Source organism: Umezawaea sp. Da 62-37 (genome assembly GCF_032460545.1).
Classification (GTDB): domain Bacteria; phylum Actinomycetota; class Actinomycetes; order Mycobacteriales; family Pseudonocardiaceae; genus Umezawaea.
The window spans coordinates 2,963,242-2,984,947 of the sequence record NZ_CP135965.1 but is presented as its reverse complement, the minus strand read 5'-3'; the positions used below and the strand labels follow the sequence as shown (position 1 = coordinate 2,984,947).

At 71.1% G+C, this 21,706-nt stretch carries 20 protein-coding genes; 12 read left to right on the top strand and 8 right to left on the bottom strand.

The annotated features are described in order from the left end of the window. Positions 1-146 precede the first annotated feature (146 nt). Entirely contained in the window at positions 147-1,682 is a 1,536-nt protein-coding gene (locus RM788_RS12990) for a serine/threonine-protein kinase (protein ID WP_315931886.1), read from the top strand. A gap of 14 nt (positions 1,683-1,696) precedes the next feature. On the opposite strand, the gene RM788_RS12985 is transcribed toward RM788_RS12990, so the two are convergent. After that, entirely contained in the window at positions 1,697-2,470 is a 774-nt protein-coding gene (locus RM788_RS12985) for an enoyl-CoA hydratase/isomerase family protein (RefSeq protein WP_399343439.1), read from the bottom strand. A gap of 82 nt (positions 2,471-2,552) precedes the next feature. Here RM788_RS12985 and RM788_RS12980 point away from each other — a divergent pair, with 82 nt between their 5' ends. The 3 genes from RM788_RS12980 (at position 2,553) to RM788_RS12970 (ending at position 5,106) form a co-directional block, all read left to right on the top strand. Continuing rightward, positions 2,553-3,035 (top strand): GNAT family N-acetyltransferase, encoded by a 483-nt coding sequence (locus RM788_RS12980; protein WP_399344979.1) that lies wholly within the window; start codon positions 2,553-2,555, stop codon positions 3,033-3,035. Positions 3,036-3,180: 145 nt separating this feature from the next. After that, the gene (locus RM788_RS12975) at positions 3,181-3,705 is read left to right on the top strand and encodes a helix-turn-helix transcriptional regulator (RefSeq protein ID WP_170155974.1); all 525 of its coding nucleotides are present in this window, start codon (positions 3,181-3,183) and stop codon (positions 3,703-3,705) included. Positions 3,706-3,876: 171 nt separating this feature from the next. Then, positions 3,877-5,106, top strand: a complete 1,230-nt coding sequence (locus tag RM788_RS12970; RefSeq protein WP_315931884.1) for an ABC transporter substrate-binding protein — start codon at positions 3,877-3,879, stop codon at positions 5,104-5,106. Positions 5,107-5,205: 99 nt separating this feature from the next. Here RM788_RS12970 and RM788_RS12965 read toward each other — a convergent pair whose 3' ends face one another. Further along, positions 5,206-7,521: a Tex family protein gene (locus RM788_RS12965; protein ID WP_315931883.1), complete on the bottom strand. Its 2,316-nt coding sequence runs from the start codon at positions 7,519-7,521 to the stop codon at positions 5,206-5,208. A 526-nt stretch (positions 7,522-8,047) separates the two neighbouring features. Here RM788_RS12965 and RM788_RS12960 point away from each other — a divergent pair. The 3 genes from RM788_RS12960 to RM788_RS12950 all read left to right on the top strand — a co-directional run bounded on the left by RM788_RS12960 (position 8,048) and on the right by RM788_RS12950 (position 12,372). After that, positions 8,048-10,432 carry a hypothetical protein gene (locus RM788_RS12960; protein ID WP_315931882.1) on the top strand — a complete coding sequence of 795 codons (2,385 nt, stop codon included), beginning with the start codon at positions 8,048-8,050 and terminating at the stop codon, positions 10,430-10,432. Between the two features lie 118 nt (positions 10,433-10,550). Then, positions 10,551-11,426: a patatin-like phospholipase family protein gene (locus tag RM788_RS12955; RefSeq protein ID WP_315931881.1), complete on the top strand. Its 876-nt coding sequence runs from the start codon at positions 10,551-10,553 to the stop codon at positions 11,424-11,426. A 37-nt stretch (positions 11,427-11,463) separates the two neighbouring features. Continuing rightward, complete coding sequence (locus tag RM788_RS12950) at positions 11,464-12,372, top strand: alpha/beta fold hydrolase (RefSeq protein ID WP_315931880.1); 909 nt, start codon at positions 11,464-11,466, stop codon at positions 12,370-12,372. Here RM788_RS12950 and RM788_RS12945 read toward each other — a convergent pair whose 3' ends face one another. Beyond that, positions 12,373-12,942: a hypothetical protein gene (locus RM788_RS12945; protein ID WP_315931879.1), complete on the bottom strand. Its 570-nt coding sequence runs from the start codon at positions 12,940-12,942 to the stop codon at positions 12,373-12,375. Continuing rightward, positions 12,939-14,342, bottom strand: a complete 1,404-nt coding sequence (locus tag RM788_RS12940) for a WS/DGAT/MGAT family O-acyltransferase (protein WP_315931878.1) — start codon at positions 14,340-14,342, stop codon at positions 12,939-12,941. The genes RM788_RS12945 and RM788_RS12940 overlap by 4 nt, the downstream gene beginning before the upstream one ends. Before the next feature lie 162 nt (positions 14,343-14,504). On the opposite strand from RM788_RS12940, the gene RM788_RS12935 reads away from it, so the two are divergent. From RM788_RS12935 to RM788_RS12920, 4 genes are all read left to right on the top strand, one after another. After that, positions 14,505-15,317, top strand: a complete 813-nt coding sequence (locus RM788_RS12935) for an alpha/beta fold hydrolase (RefSeq protein ID WP_315931877.1) — start codon at positions 14,505-14,507, stop codon at positions 15,315-15,317. Positions 15,318-15,409: 92 nt separating this feature from the next. Beyond that, the gene (locus tag RM788_RS12930; RefSeq protein ID WP_315931876.1) at positions 15,410-15,838 is read left to right on the top strand and encodes a hypothetical protein; all 429 of its coding nucleotides are present in this window, start codon (positions 15,410-15,412) and stop codon (positions 15,836-15,838) included. Continuing rightward, positions 15,835-16,047, top strand: coding sequence for a helix-turn-helix transcriptional regulator (locus tag RM788_RS12925; RefSeq protein ID WP_315934623.1), 213 nt, complete (start codon positions 15,835-15,837; stop codon positions 16,045-16,047). The genes RM788_RS12930 and RM788_RS12925 overlap by 4 nt, the downstream gene beginning before the upstream one ends. 1 nt (position 16,048) lies before the next feature. Beyond that, complete coding sequence (locus RM788_RS12920; protein ID WP_315931875.1) at positions 16,049-17,032, top strand: NAD(P)-dependent alcohol dehydrogenase; 984 nt, start codon at positions 16,049-16,051, stop codon at positions 17,030-17,032. A 74-nt stretch (positions 17,033-17,106) separates the two neighbouring features. On the opposite strand, the gene RM788_RS12915 is transcribed toward RM788_RS12920, so the two are convergent. The 4 genes from RM788_RS12915 to RM788_RS12900 form a co-directional block, all read right to left on the bottom strand. Continuing rightward, positions 17,107-17,976: a hypothetical protein gene (locus RM788_RS12915; RefSeq protein ID WP_315931874.1), complete on the bottom strand. Its 870-nt coding sequence runs from the start codon at positions 17,974-17,976 to the stop codon at positions 17,107-17,109. Next, positions 17,973-19,313 carry a hypothetical protein gene (locus RM788_RS12910; protein ID WP_315931873.1) on the bottom strand — a complete coding sequence of 447 codons (1,341 nt, stop codon included), beginning with the start codon at positions 19,311-19,313 and terminating at the stop codon, positions 17,973-17,975. Before RM788_RS12910 ends, RM788_RS12915 begins: the two co-directional genes overlap by 4 nt. Continuing rightward, on the bottom strand, positions 19,306-19,608 hold the full coding sequence (locus tag RM788_RS12905; protein WP_315931872.1) for a DUF6403 family protein: 303 nt from the start codon (positions 19,606-19,608) through the stop codon (positions 19,306-19,308). Before RM788_RS12905 ends, RM788_RS12910 begins: the two co-directional genes overlap by 8 nt. Before the next feature lie 85 nt (positions 19,609-19,693). Then, positions 19,694-20,806: a glycosyltransferase gene (locus tag RM788_RS12900; protein ID WP_315931871.1), complete on the bottom strand. Its 1,113-nt coding sequence runs from the start codon at positions 20,804-20,806 to the stop codon at positions 19,694-19,696. Positions 20,807-20,927: 121 nt separating this feature from the next. Between RM788_RS12900 and RM788_RS12895 the strand changes: the two genes are divergently transcribed. Further along, positions 20,928-21,695, top strand: a complete 768-nt coding sequence (locus tag RM788_RS12895) for an enoyl-CoA hydratase/isomerase family protein (protein ID WP_315931870.1) — start codon at positions 20,928-20,930, stop codon at positions 21,693-21,695. Positions 21,696-21,706: the final 11 nt, after the last annotated feature.

The following is a 21,706-nucleotide window of genomic DNA, read 5'->3' as shown; positions in this document are numbered from 1 at the left end:
CTTCAGTGTTGACCAAAATGAACCGTTTCGCCGAGGTGGGAGCCGGGAACCCGCATCGGACCGCAGGAGAAAATCGCTGGTCACCACGAGTAGGGGTCGGTTCGCTCTACTCTGGTGGTGGCGTCGTTGTTGAGGAGGAATGCCAGGTGCAGCCACTGCCCGTGGACGGGCCGCAGCGCATCGGGGACTACGTGCTGCTCAGGGCCCTGGGGCGGGGTGCGATGGGCTCGGTGTACCTCGGCCGTTCCCGTGGTGGCCGCCCGGTCGCGGTGAAGGTCGCCCGCGCCGAACTGGCCGAGAGCCCGGTGTTCCGCGAGCGCTTCCGCCGCGAGGTCGACATGGCCCGTGCGGTCGGCGGGTTCTGGACGGCCGCCGTCGTCGACGCGGACCCGGACGCCGAACGGCCGTGGATGGCGACGGAGTACGTGGTCGGACCGACCCTCCAGCAGGCCGTCGAGACGCACGGGCCGCTGCCCGAGCAGTCCGTGCGCCGGTTGGCCGCGGGGCTGGCGGAGGCGCTGGTCGCGATCCACGGCGCCGGTCTGGTGCACCGCGACCTCAAGCCGTCCAACGTGCTGCTGGCCGCGGACGGCCCGCGGGTGATCGACTTCGGCATCGCGCGGGCGCTGGAGCACACCGCGCTCACCGAGGCCGGTGTCGTGTTCGGCACCCCCGGCTTCCTCTCGCCCGAGCAGGTCGTCGGCACGAAGATCGGCCCGCAGAGCGACGTGTTCGCGCTCGGCGCCGTGCTGGTCTACGCCGCGACCGGCAGCGGCCCGTTCGGCGACGGCTCCACGTCCGCGCTGGTCTACCGCGTGGTGCACCAGGAGCCGGACCTGTCGCGGGTGCCGCCCGCGTTGGTGCCGCTGATCGTGCCGTGCCTGGTCCGCGACCCCGCCCACCGGCCGACCCCGGCGAGGCTGCTGTCGATGATCGACGTGCCGCACCTGGACGACACCTGGCTGCCCGCGCCGATCCGCACGCTCGTGGAGCAGCGGCACACCGAGCTGCGCGCGCTGCCCACGCCGAACGGCAAACCGCCGACCAGGCTGATGGTCGAGGACCCGCCCGCCGCGCCCGCCAAGCTCATCCCGCCGATCACCGCGAAGCAGGTCGAGAAGGCCGTGCGGGCGGTGGTCGACAAGGTCATCCCCGCCGAGCCCGTCAAGAAGCAGCAGGCGGTGGGCGTGCGGTTCAGCACGTCCAGGGTGGCCGATGTCGCGTGGGCCGCGATGAGCGGGTTCGTCACCCTGACGGCGTACGCCCTCACGGACTCCGCGCGGGGTGAGCTCATCATCTACCCCGCCATGGTGATCTGCCTGGTGTTCGCCCTGTGGACCGTGCGGCTGGTCTTCGCGGCCCTTGCGCCGCGCCTGGTCCTGGACGTGGGCCCGGACGGGCTGAAGGTGACCTGCGGTCCCAAGGAGCGCAAGCTGCCCTGGTACGCCCTGTCCAAGGTCAAGGTCGTGTACCGCCGCGGCAAGCCGTGGCTGGTCGTCTGGCTGGTGAACGCCGCCGGTGAACCGGAGACCCTGGGCTACGGCACGTTCAAGCCGTACAAGGGCGGCTACCGCGCCTACCCGCTGTCGCACGACAAGGGCAAGGCGCGCCAGGGCCACGACGTCGGCGAGCTGCGCTCCGCTCTCGCCTGGTACGCGGCCTCGACGTTCGACCCGCGCTGAGCCGGTCCTAGGGCCTAGCGGCCGGTGAACGTGGCCTTGCCGGGGCCGTCGGCGAGGAACGAGCGGACCGCGTTCGGCAGGTCCTCGGTGGTGAACAGCTCGGCGGCGATCGCCGTGACGTGCGCGTCCGCCTCCGGCACCCCGCCGTGCTCGAAGTGCGCGATGACCCGCTTGGTCGCCGTGTGCGCCTTCGTCGGTCCCGCCGCCAGTGCCGAGGCGAACTGGCGGGCGGCGTCGTCGAAGCCGTCGTCGGCCAGCACGCGGTTGACCACGTTCCACCGCTCCAGCGTCGCGGCGTCGTACCGCTCGCCGGTCATCACGAACTCCTTGGCCCGCGCGACCCCGGCGCGGGCGGCCAGCCGCTGCGTGCCGCCCATCGTGGGCGTGAGGCCGATGACCTTCTCGACCAGTCCGAACTTGGCCCGTGCCGCGGCCAGGATCAGGTCGCACGCCACCGCCACCTCGAACGCCCAGGTGAGCGTGAGGCCGTGGGCGGCGAACACGGTCGGGAACGGCAGCGCGGCGATCCGGTTGGGGAGTTCGAGCATCCGGTCGAACAGCACCTTCGCCTCGGCGGGGCCGCTCTGCGCCGCGAACAGCGAGACGTCGACCCCGCCGGTCACGACCTTCCCCTCGGCGCGGATCAGCAGCGCGCGGGGAGCGTCCTCCTCGACCTCGACGATCGCCGCGATGAGCTGGTCGTGCAGCTCGGCGGTGTAGAGGTTCAGCGGGGGAGCGTCGATGGTCAGCACGGCCAGACCTGCCGCGTCGCGTTCGAGTTTCACCACCCGGCCACCTTCTCACGGCGATCGGCTCCCGACACGGTCGGCGAACGGCCGAGTCGGTAATCCGGTGGACGGACCGGCGACGATGGCGGACGTGACGACAACCTGGACCGCGGCGCCGGAGCCGGTGGACACCCCCGACGCCATCGCGCTGCTCCGCGGCTACCTGCTGGAGATCATCGGGCGCTACTGGGGGAGGCCGGGGACCGAGGAGGACGTGGACGAGGAGCTGGCCGACGGGGAGGACTACCGGTTGGACCTGCTGGTGGTCGCGCGCGTGGGCGGGGTCGCGGTGGGGTGCGCCGGGCTGAACCGGGTGGACGCGGACACCGTGGAGCTCAAGCGCGTGTTCGTGCGCGAGGACCGGCGGGGCCAGGGTGGTGGGGCGGTGCTGCTGGGTGCCGTCGAACGCGCCGCCGCGGACCTCGGGGCGAGGTCGATCAGGCTCGACACCCGCAAGGACCTCGTCGAGGCGAGGGCCTTGTACGCGCGGCACGGATACGCGGAAGTACCTGCGTTTTCAGAGGGTCCGTACGCGGATCATTGGTTCGTCAAACGGCTCGACTGACCCCGCCGCTATGCCACTCATATGGCTTCGGTATATGTACTGTGATCTGTGTCACTTGACTAGACAAAATGACCGCAGTTAAGTAGGGGAGTTGTTATCGGCCGCTGAATGAAATGGGGATCAACCAGTGGCTTTCATCATTGAGATGATTTTCAGGGACGCTGGCGATGTGCGCAGATCGATTCACGTGGCACACCGTGATTACTGGAAGCGTCTCGCCGATCAGGGAGTTCTGATCGGCGGCGGGTTGGTCGGTGACGGCACGGCGGCGATGCTGCTGTGCCAGGCCTCGGACGAGCAGGCGGTCCGCGAGCTGATCCGGGCCGACCCGTACATCAGGTCGCACGTGATCGCGGAACTCCGCGTTCGCCAGTGGCACGTCCTCATGGGCGTGCCCCAGGTCGAGCGTCCGGAGCCCGCGCTGGTGCGTCCGCGTGACGGGCAGGCGGTCGACTCGATCGACCACGACCCGCTCACGCCGCACGAACGGCGGATCGCGCTGATGATGTTGGAGGGCAAGACCAACCGGCAGATCGCCGAGCACTTCTCGGTGTCAACCCGCGCGGTCGAACTCCACATCACCCGGATCTACCGCAAACTGGAGATCGGTCGCCGCGCGCAGCTGGCCGCGGCGATGTCCTGGGGGCAGGGTCAACGGTCCTACCTGTAGGCAAGATGGCGCTCCCCGATTTCGGGGGGCGCCGTTTGTCCAATGTGGAGGGGTACGGAAGTCTTACGTCAATAGTTCGCGGCGGTGGCAGCTATCACATTAACACTTACTTTCGCCATTTGAGATGAATACACTGCTACCAGCAGGTAACTTCTCCGGTGGGAGTCCCCCTTGTTCCGTCGCGCCCTGGCCGCCGCTTTGACGGTCGCCCTGACCGCCGCGGCTTGCGCCTCCGGCGTGAAGTCCGTCGAGGTCAAGTCCGGTCCCGGTGTCACCGGCGAAACCATCTCGCTCGGCGTGCTGACCGACATGACCGGTCCGTTCTCGCCCACCGCCCTGGTCAGGATCAAGGGTTACGAGCTGTTCATCGACGAGCTCAACGCCCGCAGCGGCATCTGCGGCCGCAAGGTCGAGTTGATCCTGAAAGACCACGGCTTCACCGTGCAGCGGGCGCTGGACGGCTACTTCGACCTCGAACCCAAGGTGCTCGGCTTCCTCGACCTCACCGGCGCGGCGATGACCACGGCGATCGCCCCGGATCTCATCCAGACCCGCGCCCTGGCCGCACCCGTCTCCTGGTCGGCCTCGCTGCTGGGCAACCCGAACATGATGATCGTCGGCGGCACCTACGACATCGACGTGATGAACGGCCTCGACCACCTCAAGCGCACCGGCGTCATCGCCGACGGCGACACCATCGGCCACATCCACGTGGACGGCGACTTCGGCTCCAACGCCCTCGAGGGCAGCACCTTCGCCGCCCAGCAGTGGAACCTCGCGCTCGCCGAGAAGTCGGTCGCCGAAGGCGCCGACGACCTCACCGCCCAGATCACGGCCCTCAAAGCCGCGGGCGCCAAAGCCGTCGTCCTCAGCACCAGCCCCGCCCAGACCGCACTGGCCGTCGTAGCCGCCACCGACCTCGGCTGGAACGTCCCGTTCATGGTCAACGCGGCGGGCTACGACCCCGCCATCCTCAAATCCCTGGCCGCCCCGGCCGTTCTGAGGCAGATGCAGGTCGTCTCCCCGATCGCCCCGTACGGCACCGACGCACCGGGCCCTCAAGCCGTCGCCAAGGCCTTCGAGTCCCACTACCCCGACATCGAGCCCAACGGCGCCGTCAACCACGGCTACGTCGTCGCCACGGCCTTCGCCGCCGTCCTGGAGAAGGCCTGCGCCGATAAGGACCTGACCCGCGACGGCGTCATCAAGGCGTTCCAGAACACCAACGGCGTCGAAACCCGCGGCCTCACCGGCCCGCTCCGCTTCTCCGTCGCGGGCAGGCCATCCGCCACCCAGTCCTACATCGCCCGCCCCGACGACAAGGTCAAGGGCGGCCTGGCGGTCATCGAGAACCTCTTCGAATCCGACCTGGTCAAGGCCAAGGGCACCCGCGCCAAGTAGCCCACGGGCGCCAAGGTGGCGCACCGGAACGGGGCAACGTGACACGGGTGCCCGAGCGTTCGACACGGGGTGCCTGGGTGTTCGACTCGCGGGGTTGGGCTACTTGCCGAGGCCGGCGCGTCGGAGCGCGTCGGCCATCGAGCCCGCCGCGGGGGCGCGGTCCGGGCGCTGCTGCTGCTTCGGCTGGCCCTGACCACCGCCGCGCGGCCTGCCCTGGCCGCCGCCACCCCGCTGCTGCGGCTCCTTCGCCTTCCCCGGCTCATCCTGCAACCGCATCGTCAACCCGATCCGCTTCCGCGGGATGTCGATCTCCATCACCTTCACCTTCACGACATCACCCGACTTCACCACGTCCCGCGGGTCCTTCACGTAGTCGCTGGACAGCGCCGAGATGTGTACCAGCCCGTCCTGGTGGACGCCGATGTCGACGAACGCCCCGAACGCGGCGACGTTGGTCACCACGCCCTCCAGCACCATGCCGGGCCGCAGGTCGCCGAGCTTCTCGACGCCGTCGGCGAAGGTCGCGGTCTTGAACGCCGGGCGCGGGTCGCGGCCGGGCTTCTCCAGTTCGCGCAGGATGTCGGTGATCGTCGGCAGGCCGAACGTCTCGTCGACGAACTTCTCCGCCCGCAACGACTTCAGCAGCGCCACGTTGCCGACCACGGACTCGCCGCCGACGGCCTGCTGCATCCGCCGCACCACCGGGTAGGCCTCGGGGTGCACGGTGGAGCCGTCCAGCGGGTCGTCGGCGTTCGGGATGCGCAGGAAGCCCGCGCACTGCTCGAACGCCTTCGGGCCCAGCCGCGCCACGTCCTTGAGCGCCTTGCGCGAGCGGAACGGGCCGTTGGAGTCGCGGTGCAGCACGATGTTCTCGGCCAGGCCGGACGTGATGCCGGAGACGCGGGTCAGCAGCGGGGCCGACGCGGTGTTCAGGTCGACGCCGACCGCGTTCACGCAGTCCTCGACCACCGCGTCCAGCGACTTCGACAGCTTCGCCTCGGCGAGGTCGTGCTGGTACTGGCCGACGCCGATGGACTTCGGGTCGATCTTCACCAGTTCGGCCAGCGGGTCCTGCAACCGCCGCGCGATGGAGACCGCGCCGCGGATCGACACGTCGAGCCCCGGCAGCTCCTGCGACGCGAACGCCGAAGCGGAGTACACCGACGCCCCCGCCTCGGACACCATGACCTTGGTGAGCTTCAGATCGGGGTGCTTGGTGATCAGGTCGCCCGCGAGCTTGTCCGTCTCGCGCGAGGCGGTGCCGTTGCCGATCGCGACCAGTTCGACGTCGTACTTCTTCGCCAGCGCGGCCAGGGTGTGGATCGACTGGTCCCACTTGTTCGCGGGCTGGTGCGGGTAGATCGTGTCGTGCGCCATCACCTTGCCGGTCGCGTCCACGATCGCGACCTTCACGCCGGTGCGGAAACCGGGGTCCAGGCCCATCGTGGCGCGGGTGCCCGCCGGGGCGGCCAGCAGCAGGTCGCGCAGGTTGGAGGCGAACACGCGCACGGCCTCGTCCTCGGCGAACTGGCGCAGCCGCGACCGCAGGTCGATGCCGAGGTGGATCAGGATGCGCGTCCGCCACGCCCAGCGCACCGTGTCGTTGAGCCAGCGGTCGGCGGGCCTGCCGCGGTCGGCGACGCCGAAGCGCTGTGCGATCCGGGTCTCGTAGGTGGTCGGGCCCTCCTCCGGCGCCTCTTCGGGCTCCAGCGCGAGGTCGAGCGCCTCCTCCTTCTCGCCGCGGAACATCGCGAGGATCCGGTGCGAGGGCAGCTTCGTGAACGGCTCGGAGAAGTCGAAGTAGTCGGAGAACTTGGACCCGTCCTCCTCCTTGCCGTCGCGCAGCTTCGAGACCAGGCGGCCGCGCGTCCACATCCGCTCGCGCAGCTCGCCGATCAGGTCGCCGTCCTCGCCGAACCGCTCGACCAGGATCGACCGGGCGCCCAGGAGCGCCGCCGCCACGTCCGCGACCTCCTCGGTCACGAACCCGGCCGCCAGCTCCTGCGGGTTGTGCGACGGGTCGGCGAGCAGCCGGTCGGCGAGCGGTTCGAGGCCCTGCTCGCGAGCGATCTGCGCCTTGGTGCGCCGCTTCGGCTTGAACGGCAGGTAGAGGTCCTCCAGTCGCGCCTTCGAGTCGGCGGCGAGGAGCTGCGCGTGCAGCGCGTCGTCCAGCTTGCCCTGGGTGCGAACGGAGTCGATCACCGCGGCGCGGCGCTCCTCCAGCTCCCGCAGGTAGCCGAGGCGTTCCTCCAGCGTGCGCAGCTGGGTGTCGTCGAGCGTGCCGGTCACTTCCTTGCGGTAGCGGGCGATGAACGGCACGGTGGCCCCGCCGTCGAGCAGGTCGACGGCCGCTGTGACCTGCCCCGCGCGCACACCGAGCTCGTCGGCGATCCTCTGGTGAATGGAAGTCGTCACGGACAGGCATTGTGCCCGCCCTCACGTGCCCGCGGTCGGTGGGGTGTCGGGTCGACGGCGCAATTCGCTGCGCCGTTGGGACCAATCCCCCCGCGGGGTCCGAGGGGCTTTGTTCGCCGGGGAGACGGGGAATTCGACACCTCGTCGATTAATCGGAGAAAATCTCACGTTCAACGCGCTGTCCGGTACGGCCGAATGCTGTTGCCGGGTCCGGTTGTCCTGCAAGACAAAGACGTGCCGCCGCGACGTCCCGCGACCGGCGGCGGGTTCCGATCGGGTGGACCGGTCACGCCGTTCGAGCCCGGCCAGGTCCGGACTCCGCGTCCGTCGTAACGCCTGATCGCATCCCGACGGCCCCTCCCCGCTTCAGCCGCCCCGGTGAGCCCGGCGGTTCGCATCACGAGCAGACCTGGCTACCGCAGCGGTCACCCGCTGTGTCCGGATGAGGCGGATGGCGTAACGAACAGGGCCATTCGGAAGACTTCACTCCTGCGTTCGGTCGTCATCGACTTGCGGAGGACCAGGAATGATCAAGCCCTTACCCGGCGTGCAGGACGTGATCTCGTTGCTCGACGGCGTCGTGGCGACAAGACCGCACCTGCCGCCGCTGGTCGTCGTCACGACTTCAGGGGAGATCGCCGACGCTCGCGGCTTCCTGGAGGGCTACCGCGACAGGCTGACCGACGTCAAGCACCGCAGCCTGGTCCCGCACGCCTACGCGGGCGAGGCCGCGTTCGGCATGGCGAGGGCCCACGAGATGCCCGACGTCAGCCTGCTCGACCAGCTCGCGAGCCAATTCCGGGCGACGATCCCCTCGGGAGCGGGAAGGCGCTGGCGGACCCGGCAGTTCACCACCTGCCTCGACGTGGTCGAAGCGGGCGGGGCGATCGTTGTGGTGAGCGCCCGGCAGGCTCGCACCGGGCTGCTGCGGCAACTCGAGCAGGAGTGGGCGAAGCGGCGTCCCCTGCTGTCCTGGATCCACCGGACGGCCATCGCCGCCGAGTTCCCCAGCAAGCTCGTCGGCCTGGTGCTGAGCGCGCTCCTGGCGGCCCCGAGCCGCTGGTGGTTCGCCCGCAGGCTCAACGGCCGCCGATTGCGCTGGTTCGGCGCCCAGGTCAACAAGGCCAACGGCCTGCACGGCGACTTCCTCGACCAGGCGGTGTGGTTGCTGCCGGGCGGTGGGCTGCCGGACGTCACCAGCTTGCGCCGCCGGATCCTGTTCGAGGCGCTCCTGCGCGACCTGGAGTTGTTCATGCGGCGCAAGCGGTTCCTCCCGCACCGCAGGCGCCGCCGTTGGACCCCGGTGCTGCTGCTCGACGGCACCGACCCGCTCGCCGCGACCCTGGTGGACCTCTACGCCGAACTGACCGCGGGCTGGCCGGTGGCCCCGCTGCTGGTGATCTCCGCGCTGACCCCGGCGGACACGGCGGAAAAGGCAGGGGAACCGCGTACGGCCGGCGGTGCGGTGCCGGTGCTCCGCTCATTCGTCAACGGGGCCGCCCTGCCGACCCCGCCGTGGTTGCCGATCCGGCTCGACGAACCCGAGGACGTCCGCGCGAAGGGCTGGATCGAGTCGCACCTGCGAGTCGCGCCGCGAGTGCCGGGTCGGGTGTCCGCGCTGGCGCCCCTGGTGGCCACCGCGCTGGTGGTCGCCTCGGTGGCCGGGGTCGTCGCCTACCGGTACCACTCGAGCGGGTGTTCGGACACGATGATCAACGCGGGAGGTGAACGCGTGGGCGTGATCGAGGGCGGGTGCAGTTTCGACTACGCGACCTCCACGCCGGGCGTGCCGAACCTGACCAGCCTCGAACAGGACGTTTTCGCCAACAACGACGCGGTCGACAGGCTCAAGGACGCGAACGGCGACCCGCGCTACTACCGGGAGGTCGTCTTCTTCGCCCCGTTGACCCGGCCGGACACCCAGGAGCGCACCGCCCCGGTCAACGCGATCTGGCAGCTTGACGGTGCGGTCGACGCCCAGCGCAGGCACAACGACGACGCCAGGGGGAACGCCCAACTGGTGCCGATCAAACTCGTCCTGGCCAACAGCGGTGACCGCTTCGAGGACGGCGACTGGGTCGCGGACCGCATCATGGCACGCGGCAAGTCCGGCCGTGGCGGCCTGGCCGCGGTGATCGGCATCTCGCAGAGCAGGCGGAAGTCCCGCGACGTCGTCCGGGATCGCCTCGCGGACGTGCCGGTGATCAGCAGCAGCATGTACGGCAGTGGCATGCGCAACGAGAAGGGCAACATGTTCATGTCGGCCCCGCTGAACAAGGCGTTCGCGGCGAGCATGGCCGAGTGGACCGGTCAGCGGGGCTACACCGGGGCCGCGGTCGTCTACGACCCGGAGGACGTGCTGTTCAGCGGCGAGTTGCACGACGTGCTGGCCGCTCGCGGTGTCGGCACCCCCGCCACGGACATCGAGGTCGGCGAGGAGAACTCCAAACCGGTGTCCGAATCCCGGCTCAAGGAGCTGTGCACGCGGGCGGACACCGTTGTCCCGGTCTTCGCGGGCCGGGCCGACCAGATCCGGAAGGTTCTCGACGCGGCGTCGAACGTGTCGGAGTGCGCGAGTCGGACGGACGACCCCATCCGGCTGCTCGCGGGTCCCGGCATGATCGTCGAAGCGGCGTCGGGGAACCTGACCAAGTACAAGTGGGCCCACGTCACGGTGACCTCCCTCGGTCCGACCGCGGTGAGCAGCGACGAGGGCACGGGCGCGGACGCCTTCCGCGTGGCGGCCGTCGCGATCGCGGGAGCCTGCGAATCGGCGGAGGAGAACTGGGACCCGCCGCTGGTCCGAACCCAGCTGGAACAGCCCGACTTCACCGTCGACGGCTTCACCGGGCCCATCAGGCTCAACGACGAGACCGGTGGCGGCCGCATCCGGATGATCGACGTGACCTGACCCGCGATCGGCGGCGGGTTCCGGGGTGTCGGGTTACCGTGCTGGACGGGAGGTGGGCGATGCGGGTCGACGCGGTACCGCCGTCCGTCGCGCACCGCCTCACCGAGAGGACCCCGTCGTGACCCCGGAACTCCCCGGCCCGGTCGGCTTCGTGCTGGGCGGCGGCGGCAGCCTGGGCGCGGGGCAGGTCGGGATGCTGCGCGCGCTGGCCGAGCACGGCATCGCGCCGGACCTCGTCGTCGGCACGTCGGTGGGCTCGGTCAACGGTTCGCTGCTCGCGCTCGACCCGGACGGGGCGCCGGAACGGCTGGCGCGGATCTGGAAGCTAATGACCCGCGCCAGGGTGTTCCCCGGCGGCCCGATCGCCCAGCTCCGCACGCTGCGCACCGGCAAGACCCACCTGTTCCCCAACACCGGCCTGGCCGACGTGATCTCCCGGGGATTGGGAGGCGCCACCGACTTCGCCGACCTGCGGCTCCCGTTCGGCGCGGTGGCGGTGGACTCGGTGACCGGCCAGCCGATCCTGCTCCGCACCGGCGAGCTGGTCCCCGCGATCCTGGCCAGCAGCGCCATCCCCGGCGTCTACCCGCCGGTGCGCCACGAGGGCCACGTCCTCTACGACGGCGGGGTGCTCGCCAACGTCCCGATCCGCCAAGCCCTCGCGATGGGCGCGAAGTCGTTGGTGGTGCTGGACTGCGCGTTCCCCGGCCACCTGCCGACCGTTCCCCGGACCCTCGCCGAGACGCTGCTGTTCTGGGCCACCCTCAGCATGCGCAACCAGGCCGTGCTGGAGGTCGAGCTGGCCTCCGCCGACGTCCCCGTCCTCTACCTGCCCGGCCCGCCCGTGCAATCCGTGACACCGCTGGACTTCAGCCACACCGCCGAGCTGATCGCCAGCTCGTACACCGCGTCCACGGCGTTCCTCGACACCGTCCGCGTCGACGGCCCCGGTCTTTACGGCGCTCCGGGCGGTCCGGCGGTGGAGACGCTCTGACTACCGGTTGGTAGCCCCAACCGACATACTGGTCGGTATGACAGCGATGAGCGTGGCGAACTGGGGCGGGACCAGCAAGTACGCGGATCTTGCGGGCCCGGTGCACTACGTGGACTTCGGCGGACCGGACGATCCGGACGCGCCGACGATCGTCCTCGTGCACGGGCTCGGCGGGTCGCACCTGAACTGGTGCCTGCTCGCGCCGAGGCTCGTCGGGCACGCCCACGTCCTCGCGGTCGACCTGGCCGGGTTCGGGCTGACCAACCCGGAAGGTCGGCGGACGACGGTCGCCGCGAACGCCCAGCTGCTCAACAGGTTCCTGCGCGAGGTCGTCCGCAAGCCGGTGGTGCTGGTCGGCAACTCGATGGGCGGGATGATCTCCATCCTGCAGGCCGCCGCGAACCCGGACACCGTGTCCCGCCTCGTGCTGGTCGACCCGGCGCTGCCGCTGGTCCTCGGCATCCGGCCGGACCCGCTGGTCCTGTCGACGTTCTTCCTCTACGCCCTGCCGGGGGTGGGGGAGCGGGTGCTGGCGAGGGCCCGTTCGGGGCAGACGCCGCGCCAGCAGGTCAAGCAGGTGATGAACCTGGTGTGCGCCGACTCGTCCAAGGTGCCCGAGGAGCTGGTGCTGGCGTCGATGAGCCTGGTCGAGCAGCGCGCCGAGGTGCCGGGGCTGGACGGCGCGTTCCTGGCCGCGGCGAAGTCGATCGTGTACGTGAACGCCCGGCGCGGGGCCTACTGGCGGGCGATGGGGAACGTGAAGGCGCCGGTGTTCCTGATGTCGGGCGACAAGGACCGGCTCGTCCCGATCGGCTCGGCGAAGGCCACCGCCGCCCGGCACCCGTCGTGGCGGTTCGACGTGTTCGAGGGCATCGGGCACGTGCCGCAGATCGAGATCCCCGAGGTCGTCGCGGAACGGGTGCTGGACTGGCTCGACCTGGACTGATCAGGCCGGGCGGAGCAGCTTCACGAGCGAGCCGAGCGGCACGCGTTCGCGCCACAGTTCGGACCGCGCGGTCAGCACGACCTCGTCCGGCCGGGTGGTGACCCCGGTGAGCCGCAGACCGCCGGGCAGCGGCGGCACCGCGATCCGCCTGCGCAGCGGCAGGAACCCGGTGGTCACCCACAGCTCGCCGTCCTCCACCGACGGCGCCAGCGGCACGAACGCCCAGCGCAGCACGCCGTCGGGGCCGACCTCGACGTCCGGCAGGTCCCGCGACGCCAGGACCAGCTCGACGTCGACCGGCCCGGCGACCAGCGTCGGGCCGGGGTTCACGTGCACGTCCCGGCAGGTCACGGCGAGCCGGCGGGCGGTGCGGTCGGCCCACTCGACGTCCTCCACGACCAGTCGCACGTCGTCGAACTGGCCGAGCGCCATGCCGAGCGCGCCCAGCGTGCAGTCGACCTCGGCGACCCTCATCGTCGCGTCGGACCCGCCGAGGCGCACGGTCACCCGGCGGTCGGTGAACCGGCGGGTGGCGAGCAGCAGGACGGACTGGACCAGGCCGGGGATCACTCGACCCTGGATCCCTCGGCGGGGGCCGCGGCGACGGCCAGCAGCTCGTCGAAGCCCGCCCGGATCCCGTCGGCGAGCACCTGCACGTCCGGCACGCCGTCGAAGTCCGCGTTGATGCCGAACGTGATCTCGTCGAGGTAGGAGAAGATGCCGATTGAGATCCGCATCGTGCTGGCGATCGGCACGTACGGGTAGATGTTCTGCAGGCGCCTGCCCAGCATGTACAGCGGCACCCGCGGGCCCGGCACGTTCGTCGTCACCGTTTGCAGCAGCTGCTGCGGGAACCGCATCGCGGTGCGCGACCCGAGCGCGAGCAGCGTCGGCGCGGCGAAGTTGCCCGCCTTCGTCAGCACGTCCGCGCCCGCGGCCTGGCGGCTGCCCTTGAGGTCGTCCATCTGCTCGCGGATCGACGCCAGCCGGTCCAGCGGGTCCAGCGAGCTGACCGGCAGGTTCACCAGCACCGCGCTGACCCGGTTGTCCAACCGGTCGTGCTCGTTCGCGGCCCGCATCGACACCGGCACCATCGTGCGCACGACCTGGCCCTCGACCAGCTCGCCGCGCTTGGCCAGCAGCTCGCGGAACCCGTGCGTGATGGCGGTCAGGATGACGTCGTTGACGGTGCCGCCGGTCGCCTTGCGGATCCGCTTGACCTCGCCGAGGTCCGCCTTGGTCCAGACCCACCGCCGGTGCGGTCCGATCGGGCCGTTCAACGAGCCCGCCGTCGCCGAGGTCAGCCGCTTGGCCGTGCCCGGCAGGCTGCCCAGCACCGCGCGCCCGATGTCCAGCAGCTCGGACCCGCTGCGCAGGCTCCGCGCGAACGCCGGGATCGCCGCCAGGTGCTTCACCGGCGTCCACACGGCGTCGCGCACACCGTCGACCACCAGGTCGAACTGCGACGGGCTGCGCTGCGGCGTCCACTCGGTCGGCTCCGGCAGCGCCACGTCCTTGCGGGCGTCGAGCAGCAGCTGCATCAGGTCCGTGCCCGCCACGCCGTCGATCAGGCAGTGGTGGACCTTCGAGATGATCGCCCAGCGGTTGTCCTCCAGGCCCTCCACCAGCCAGATCTCCCACAGCGGCTTGCTCAGGTCCAGGCGCTGCGCGAACAGCCTGCCCGCGAGGTTCCGGAGCTGGTCGTCACCGCCGGGAGAGGGCACGGCGGTGTGCCGGACGTGGTAGAGGATCTGGAAGTGGTCGTCATCGACCCAGACCGGCCTCCCGACGTGTAGGGGAAGGCTCCGCACCCGCTGCCGGTAGCGCGGGACGCTGTCCATCTTCGAGAGGAAGAGCCTGATCACGTCGCCGTAGGAGGGGGCGGGCCCCTCGAACACCAGCACCGATCCGACGTGCATCGGCACGTTCTCGTCCTCGACGAAGTAGAAGCTTGCGTCCATCGCGCTCATCCGGTCCACAGTGGAACCGTAGGGCCGGCGGTCCGCCGCAGTCCAGCGCCAAGGAGGTGAGAGGAGAGCCAACCGAGACGTTCTAGGGGTGGCGCGATTCACGTTCAGGAAACATCATGGACACATGGAGTAGTGGATCCGCCGAGTGAACGGAGGGTGGCCATGTCAGCCCTACCTTCAGACGCCCACTTCCCACTGCCGGACGAGCCTCCTCTCCACCTCGTCGAGGGTCAAGCCCCCAGCCTGCTCTGGTACCTCACCGAACCGACGAGGGCCGCCGTCGACATCGGCCAGTTCGCCTCCACCAGGCAGCTGCTGCGCGCCGCCCCGAGCGGCGACGGCCACCCCGTCCTGGTCCTGCCCGGCCTCGGCGCCACCGACAGCTCGACGGTCACCCTGCGCCGCTTCCTCGCCCGCCTCGGCTACGACGTCCACGGCTGGGGCCTCGGCCTCAACATCGGCCCCACGGTGCCCGCCGTGCGGGGCATCCGCGCCCTGCTGCGCGAACTGGGCGGCGTCGACAAGGTCAGCGTCATCGGCTGGAGCCTCGGCGGCATCTTCGCCCGCGAGATCGCCAGGGAACACCCCGAACTGGTCCGCCAGGTCATCACCATGGGCAGCCCGTACGCGATGACCGACATGAAGCACACCAGGGCCAACCCGGTCTACCAGCTGCTCGCCAGGTTCTACAAGGCGGGCGCTACCCAGCCCCCGCCCGAACACACCCGCCCCGCGTTCCCCGTGCCCGCCACGTCGATCTACTCGAAGACCGACGGCATCGTCCCGTGGCAGGGCTGCCGCTCCGCGGAGGGCCCGCGCGCCGAGAACGTCGCCGTCTCCTGCAGCCACCTCGGCTTCGGCTACAACCCCTCCGTCATGTGGGTCGTGGCCGACCGCCTCGCCCAGCCCCACGGCTACTGGCACCCGTTCGCCCCGCCGCCGGGCATGGCGAACATGTACCCGAAAGCCGCCTAGCTCCGACCGGCCCACCCCGAGGGGTGGGCCGGTTTTGGCCGGTGATGTTAAGCAAACTTGACACCATGTCAGGCTCGCTTTACATTCGGACCATGGCAGCCGAAGAAAGACGGTCGTGGATCGCGATGGTGGTGGCGGTGGTCGCCTACGCGGTCTACCTCGTGGTGGTTCTCGGGCGTGCGGGCGATTCGGCGTTGGTCGACGTCGCTTACGCGTGGCCGTTGGTGTGGACGGTTGTCGCGGCGGTCGTGGCGGCCATTGTGCTGAACATCGCGAGTGCGATCGCGTTCGCGGAAGAAGTCGAGGAGAAGGACCAGCGGGATCGGGAGATCTACCGGTTCGGGGAGCACGCGGGGCATTCGTTCGTGGTTGTGGGGGCGGTGGCGGCGTTGCTGCTGGCGTTGCTGGAGGCCGACCGGTTCTGGATCGCGAACGCCGTCTACCTGGCCTTCGTGCTGTCGGCATTGGCCGAGGGCGTGGCGAAGGTCGTGGCCTACCGGCGGGGGTTCGGGCCGTGGTGACCAGGGTGACGAACGCGATCCGGGCGTTGAGGTTCGCGAACGGGGAGATGACGCAGGCGGATCTGGCGGCGCGGATCGGGGTCAGTCGGCAGACGGTGATCGCGATCGAGCAGGGGAAGTACTCGCCTTCGCTGGAAATGGCGTTCCAGATCGCGGCGGTGTTCGGTGTGCCGCTCGAAGGGGTTTTCCGCTATTCACCAAGGGGATGACGTGAAAGCAGTGGTGCGTGAGGTCTACGGCTCCGCCGACGTCCTGGAGTTCGTGGACGTGGACAGGCCGGTGGCGGGGGAGGGACAGGTGCTCGTGCGGGTGCGGGCGGCGGGGGTGGATCCGGGGGTGTGGCACCTCATGACGGGGCTGCCGTACCCGGTTCGGCTGGTGTCGGGACTCCGGGTGCCGAAGGACCGGCGGCTGGGTACGGATGTGGCGGGGGAGGTCGCGGCGGTCGGGCGGGGAGTGACCCGGTTCGCGGTGGGGGACGCGGTGTTCGGCACGTGCGGCGGGGCGTTCGCCGAGTACGCGGTCGGGGCGGAGGACGGGTTCGTGGCGAAGCCCGCGAACCTGACGTTCGAGCAGGCGGCGGCGGTGCCGGTGTCGGCGTGCACGGCGTTGCGGGGACTGCGGGACACCGGGCGGGTGCGGGCCGGGCAGGACGTGCTGGTGATCGGCGCCGGTGGCGGGGTGGGCGCGTACGCGGTGCAGCTGGCGAAGGTGTTCGGGGCGCGGGTGACGGGGGTGTGCGGGCCCGCGAAGGCGGACTTGGTGCGGTCGCTCGGCGCGGACGCGGTGATCGACTACACGCGCGCCGACTTCGCCGACGGCACCCGGTACGACCTCGTCCTGGACACGGCGGGCAACCGGACGCTGGCGCACCTCCGCCGGGCGCTCACGCCCAAGGGGACGCTGGTGATCGTCGGCGGCGAGGCGGAGGGGAAGTTGCTGCGGGGGATCGACCGCCAGTTGCGCGGGTTCGCGCTGTCGCTGTTCGTGGGCCAGCGGATCCGCACGTTCGTCGCGTCCCAGCCCCGTGCGGACCTGGAACTGCTTCGGGAGCACATCGAGGCGGGGGCGCTCAGGCCGGTCGTCGACCGCACGTACCCGTTGAGCGCCACCGCCGATGCCGTCCGCTACCTGGCGCGGGGCCACCCGACGGGCAAGGTCGTCATCACCGTCCAGCCGGGGCGAGAGCGGTGACCGCTGACCCTTGCCGGGGGGTCTACCCGAGACGCGCGAAACCCGGTGAGGACCGCGGTCACCGCGGTAGAGGGCTAGAGCTTGGCGCAGCGTTCGCCCAGCCCCGAGACGCGGGCCGCGAGCATGTCGGGGTGCGTGCGGCCCGCCGCGATGTCGGCCAGCAGGTCGGTGTAGTCGACCACCACCCGCCGGTACTTCCTCGCGAACCCCTTGTCCTGCGTCCCCGCGTACCGCCCGTCCAGGTCGATGATCTGCTGCGCCAACACCGCCGCGCCCGCGCTCAGCGCGCTCCGCGCGTCCCCGGCGGCATCGCGGCTCTCCCGCCGCACCACAGCGAGTCGCCCCGCCCGCCGCCCGCCGAAGTAGATCCCGGCGGCACCCAGCACCACGGCCGCGATGGCGGCGCCCGCGACGAGGTAGCGCGGCAGCGACGGGCTGATCGTGCGGGCGCCGTCGGGCACCGCGCCCGACTTCACCAGCAGGTCGTAGTTCACCGCGACGACCTTCAACGCCTCCAGCGGCCGGTCGGCGAACTGGTCGACCCCGTTGCGGATCATCGACTCCGCGACGAACGCCTTGCCGAAGTTCTCGTCGTCGGCGTCGGGCAGCAGGGCGCAGGCGTACTTGTCGTACTCGTCGTCGGCGGGCTTGAGCATCAGCGCGATCGTGCCGTCCGCGGCCTGGTGGACGCTCTTGCAGCCGGCCTTCAGATCGGCGTCCGGCGCCAGGAACGCGACGACCAGCCTGCGGTTGCCGATGATCTTCTCGGCGGCCGCCTGGTCCAGTTCGACGCCGGGCGCGGCGTACACCGAGGACGACCGGACCTGCCGGGCGATCGGGCCGTCGAGGACACCGCCCGACCACAGCGCCCAGCCCGCGAGGACCAGGCAGGCGAGGACGGCCGCGCCGAAGGTCGTGCCGAGGAAGCTCGTGACCCGCTTCACGCCAACCTGCCCCGGAGGTAGGTGAACGGGCGGTAGTCGTTGCGCCCCAACGTCCACGCGGTGTCGTCCAATTCGGCCTCCGCGTCGTCGAGCAGCTTGCCGACGTGCCCGTCGGGCAGGTTCTGCTCCAGCGCGTCACCGGCGGCGCGCAGCTTGGTGATGCCGCGCGTCAACGCGGGATCGCTCTTCTCGTCGGTCAGTCCGGACATCTCGATGGCCAGCGCGGTCAGTCCGGCCAGCCGGGCGGGCGGGCCGGTGGACCGGACGCCGCGGCGCGGGCCGAGGAGCGACCGCGCGGACAGCGCGAGGAACACCACGACGCACCCGGCGAACAGCCACGGCAGCGCGGGCAGCGCCACCCGCAGCGGGTCGAGCGGCAGGTAGGGCAGCGGGCGCTCGAACAGCCCGGCGTACCGCACGTCGGTCACCCGGTTCAGGTAGGCGTGCAGGACGTTGGCCTGCGGGTAGTCGTAGGTGCTGATCCGGTCGGCGGCCTGGCCGTAGAAGCTCGCCCCGACCACGTCGGTGAAGTCCGCCGCGTTCGGCCCGTGGTACTCGATCCAGGACCCGTAGATCACCACGATCGGTTTGCCGGGGAACAGCGCGGCCAAGGTCGGCCCGTACTCGGGCACCGGTTCGCCGAAGGTCTGCTGGGGGAACGCGGCGTAGAGCGCGCCGCCGTCGGGGAAGGCGGGGCCCGCCGACTTCGGGATGTCGGTCAGCGTCGCCCCGTCGGCGATGTGCACGCCGGTGGCGCGCAGGTCGGTCGCGATCGCGGCGGTCTCGGCCTCGGTCGGCGGCCGCCAGCGGAACAGGTCGACGTCCTCGGGCGTGTCCTGATCGCGGATCCCGGCGATCAGCGTGACCAGCAGGCTCGTCACGTCACCGGTCGCGAACTGGGCCCGCCAGCTCGGCAGGTCGTCGGCCGCGGCCTGGTAGATGCTGCCGGTCACCTCGGTGCCGAGCACCCGCAGCTGGGCGTTGTCCACGTCGCGCACCCGGCCGCGCTCGTCCTTGTCGAGTCCGGGCGGCGCGACCAGGATGCGGACGTCGGCGTCGCCGATCGCGTTCCGAACCAGCCCCTCGTCCCAGTGCGCGATCGAACCGGGCAGCCGCACCACGGGATCGGCCGCGACCATCGCCGTCATCTCGTCCACCGACGGCACGGTCGCGTCGCTCAGCTCACCCGCCGACCCCTCCTCGACGGTGCCGGAGGACGACGGCGACCGCCCGTAGCTCACGTCGATGCTCTGCCGCTGCGCGACCAGGAACACCACCAGCACGACCACCGCCGCGCCGAGCGCTCCCCACCGCACCCACCCGGTCCACCTACCCATCGACAGCCTCCCGCCACAACCGGTCGGCCCGGTACGCGCACTCCGACGCCGTCCTCGCCGCCGCCGTTCCACCCCGGTCGGCGGCGATCGCCTCGGCCTTCGCCAGCAACCGCTCCGCCTCGTCCACACGGGACCGCGAGGCGTCCCGGCTGACCCCGGCGCTGTCGATCGCGGCCCGCGCCGCCGACCACGCCGTCCGCCGCTCCACGTCGCGCGCCCGCCACCACGGCAGGAACACCGCCCCGAACCCGGCGGCGACCAGCACGACGGCTCCGATGACCCACACCAGCACCATGTGTCGCCACTCCAGGTCGAATGCTTCGCTTGGCGAACCGATTGTGCACGACCGGATGGTCTACCGCGGACGCCGGTCGGGAGTATCACACCAGGTCGAGGGCACCTCCGGCGGAGGGCAGGGCGGCGATCTCGTCGGCCAGCCGCCGGGCGGCGACGCGGAACGACGGGTCGTCGAGCACCTGGCGCACGGCGGCGCGCAGGGCGTCGGGGTCGACCGACTCGCCCATCCCGGAGGTGCCGACGCGCAGACCGGTGCCGGTGGCGACCAGGCGTTCGCCGTTGTCCGGGTGGTCGGCGAACTGCGGCACGACGACCGCGGGCACCCCGGCCGTGAGCGCGCCCAGCACCGACCCCATGCCGCCGTGGCACACCTGCGCGGAGGCGCCGCGGAGCGCCTCGCGGTGCGGGACCCACTTCTCCACGCGCACGTTGTCCGGCGCCCACGCCCAGTCGGCCGGGTCGCCGTCGTCGCCGATGGTGACCAGCAGGCGGACCGGCAGGTCGGCCAGCGCGCGCACGGAGGCGAGGAAAGCCTCGCGGGCGAAGGGGATCGCGGCGGACACGGTGCCGAAGGAGACGTAGACCAGGGGAGTGTCCTCTTCGGACCGCGCAAGCGGGGCCACGTCGTCGCGGAAGCGGTGGATCACGTCCACGCCGGGATCGTCGAACGACGTCGGCACGAGGGAGGCGTTCGGGAGGCTCCACAGGCGGTCGACGGACACGCCGTTGGCGGCGGCGAGCGGGCCGAGGTGGGCGTCGACGACGGGTTTGGTGGTGTCGTGGAAGCGGCGCAGGCCGACGAGGACCTGGATCTGGGGGACGTCGTGCGCCTCGGCGGCGATGAACGAGCCGAGTTCGGCGAACTCGCGCACGAGCAGGTCGGGGCGCCAGTCGGCGAACGCGGCGAGCATGCCGGGCAGGATGGCGCGCGGGGCCAGTCCGGCGAAGACCCCGGCGGCCATGAGGTTCTGCTCCTCGGTCGACTTCGACTCCGCGCCCTCGTACGCGGCGGCCAGCTCGTCGGGCGGCACGTCGTCGCACGGGAGGTACGGGTAGCCGGCGCGGACGACGGCGGCGGAGAACGACCGGGGCGCGGCGACGCGCACGTCGTGGCCCAGCGCCCGGAACGCCGAGCCGAAGGGCAGCAACGGGCCGAAATGGCCTGCTCCGGAGGTCGTGGCCAGCAGGATTCGCATACCGGACAGGCTAGAGCCGGTCCGGGCCCTCGACGGCCGGACCTGAGAAGGCCGCCGGAACCGCCTCAGGTTCGGCTCTCACCGAACGGGATCCGGGGACCGGCCCCAGTAGGCTCGCCGGGTGAGTGAGCACCTGATCCTCGACACGGCCGGTCCGGTCGCCACCCTGACCATCGACCGGCCCGCCAAGCGCAACGCGATGAGCTACGACATGTGGTCCGCGCTGCCCTCCCTGCTGGACCTCGTGCGGCACGACGACGCGATCAGGGTGCTGGTCGTGCGCGGGGGTGAGCACTTCTCGGCGGGCGCGGACATCGGTGAGTTCTCGACGCTGCGCAAGGGCGCGGACGGGGCCGCGCGCTACGGCGAGGCGGTGCACGACGGGGAGCGGGCGATCGCGACGCTGGGCAAGCCGACGATCGCGGCGATCTCCGGGTTCTGCATCGGCGGCGGCTGCGAGATCGCGCTGGCGTGCGACATCCGGATCGCCGAGGCGGGCGCGCGGTTCGGCATCACGCCCGCGAAGCTCGGCATCGTCTACAACTTCACCTCGACCAAACGGCTCGTCGAGGCGGTGGGGTCCTCGTGGGCGAAGCAGATCCTGTTCGGCGGCGAGATCGTCGACGCCTCCACGGCGCTGCGGATCGGGCTGGTCAACGAGATCCACGAGGCCGAGGCGGTCGACGCGCGGGTGCGCGACCTGGCCGTGACGATCGCGTCGCGGGCCCAGGTGAGCCTGCGGGGCGCGAAGGCGATCGTCAACGGCATCACCGACGGGATGCACGAGGAGGACGACGCGGTGCGCGCGCTCTACGACGAGGCCGTGCACAGCGCCGAGTACGCCGAGGGCGTCACCGCGTTCCTGGAGAAGCGGGCGCCGCGGTTCTGACCCCGTCCGGG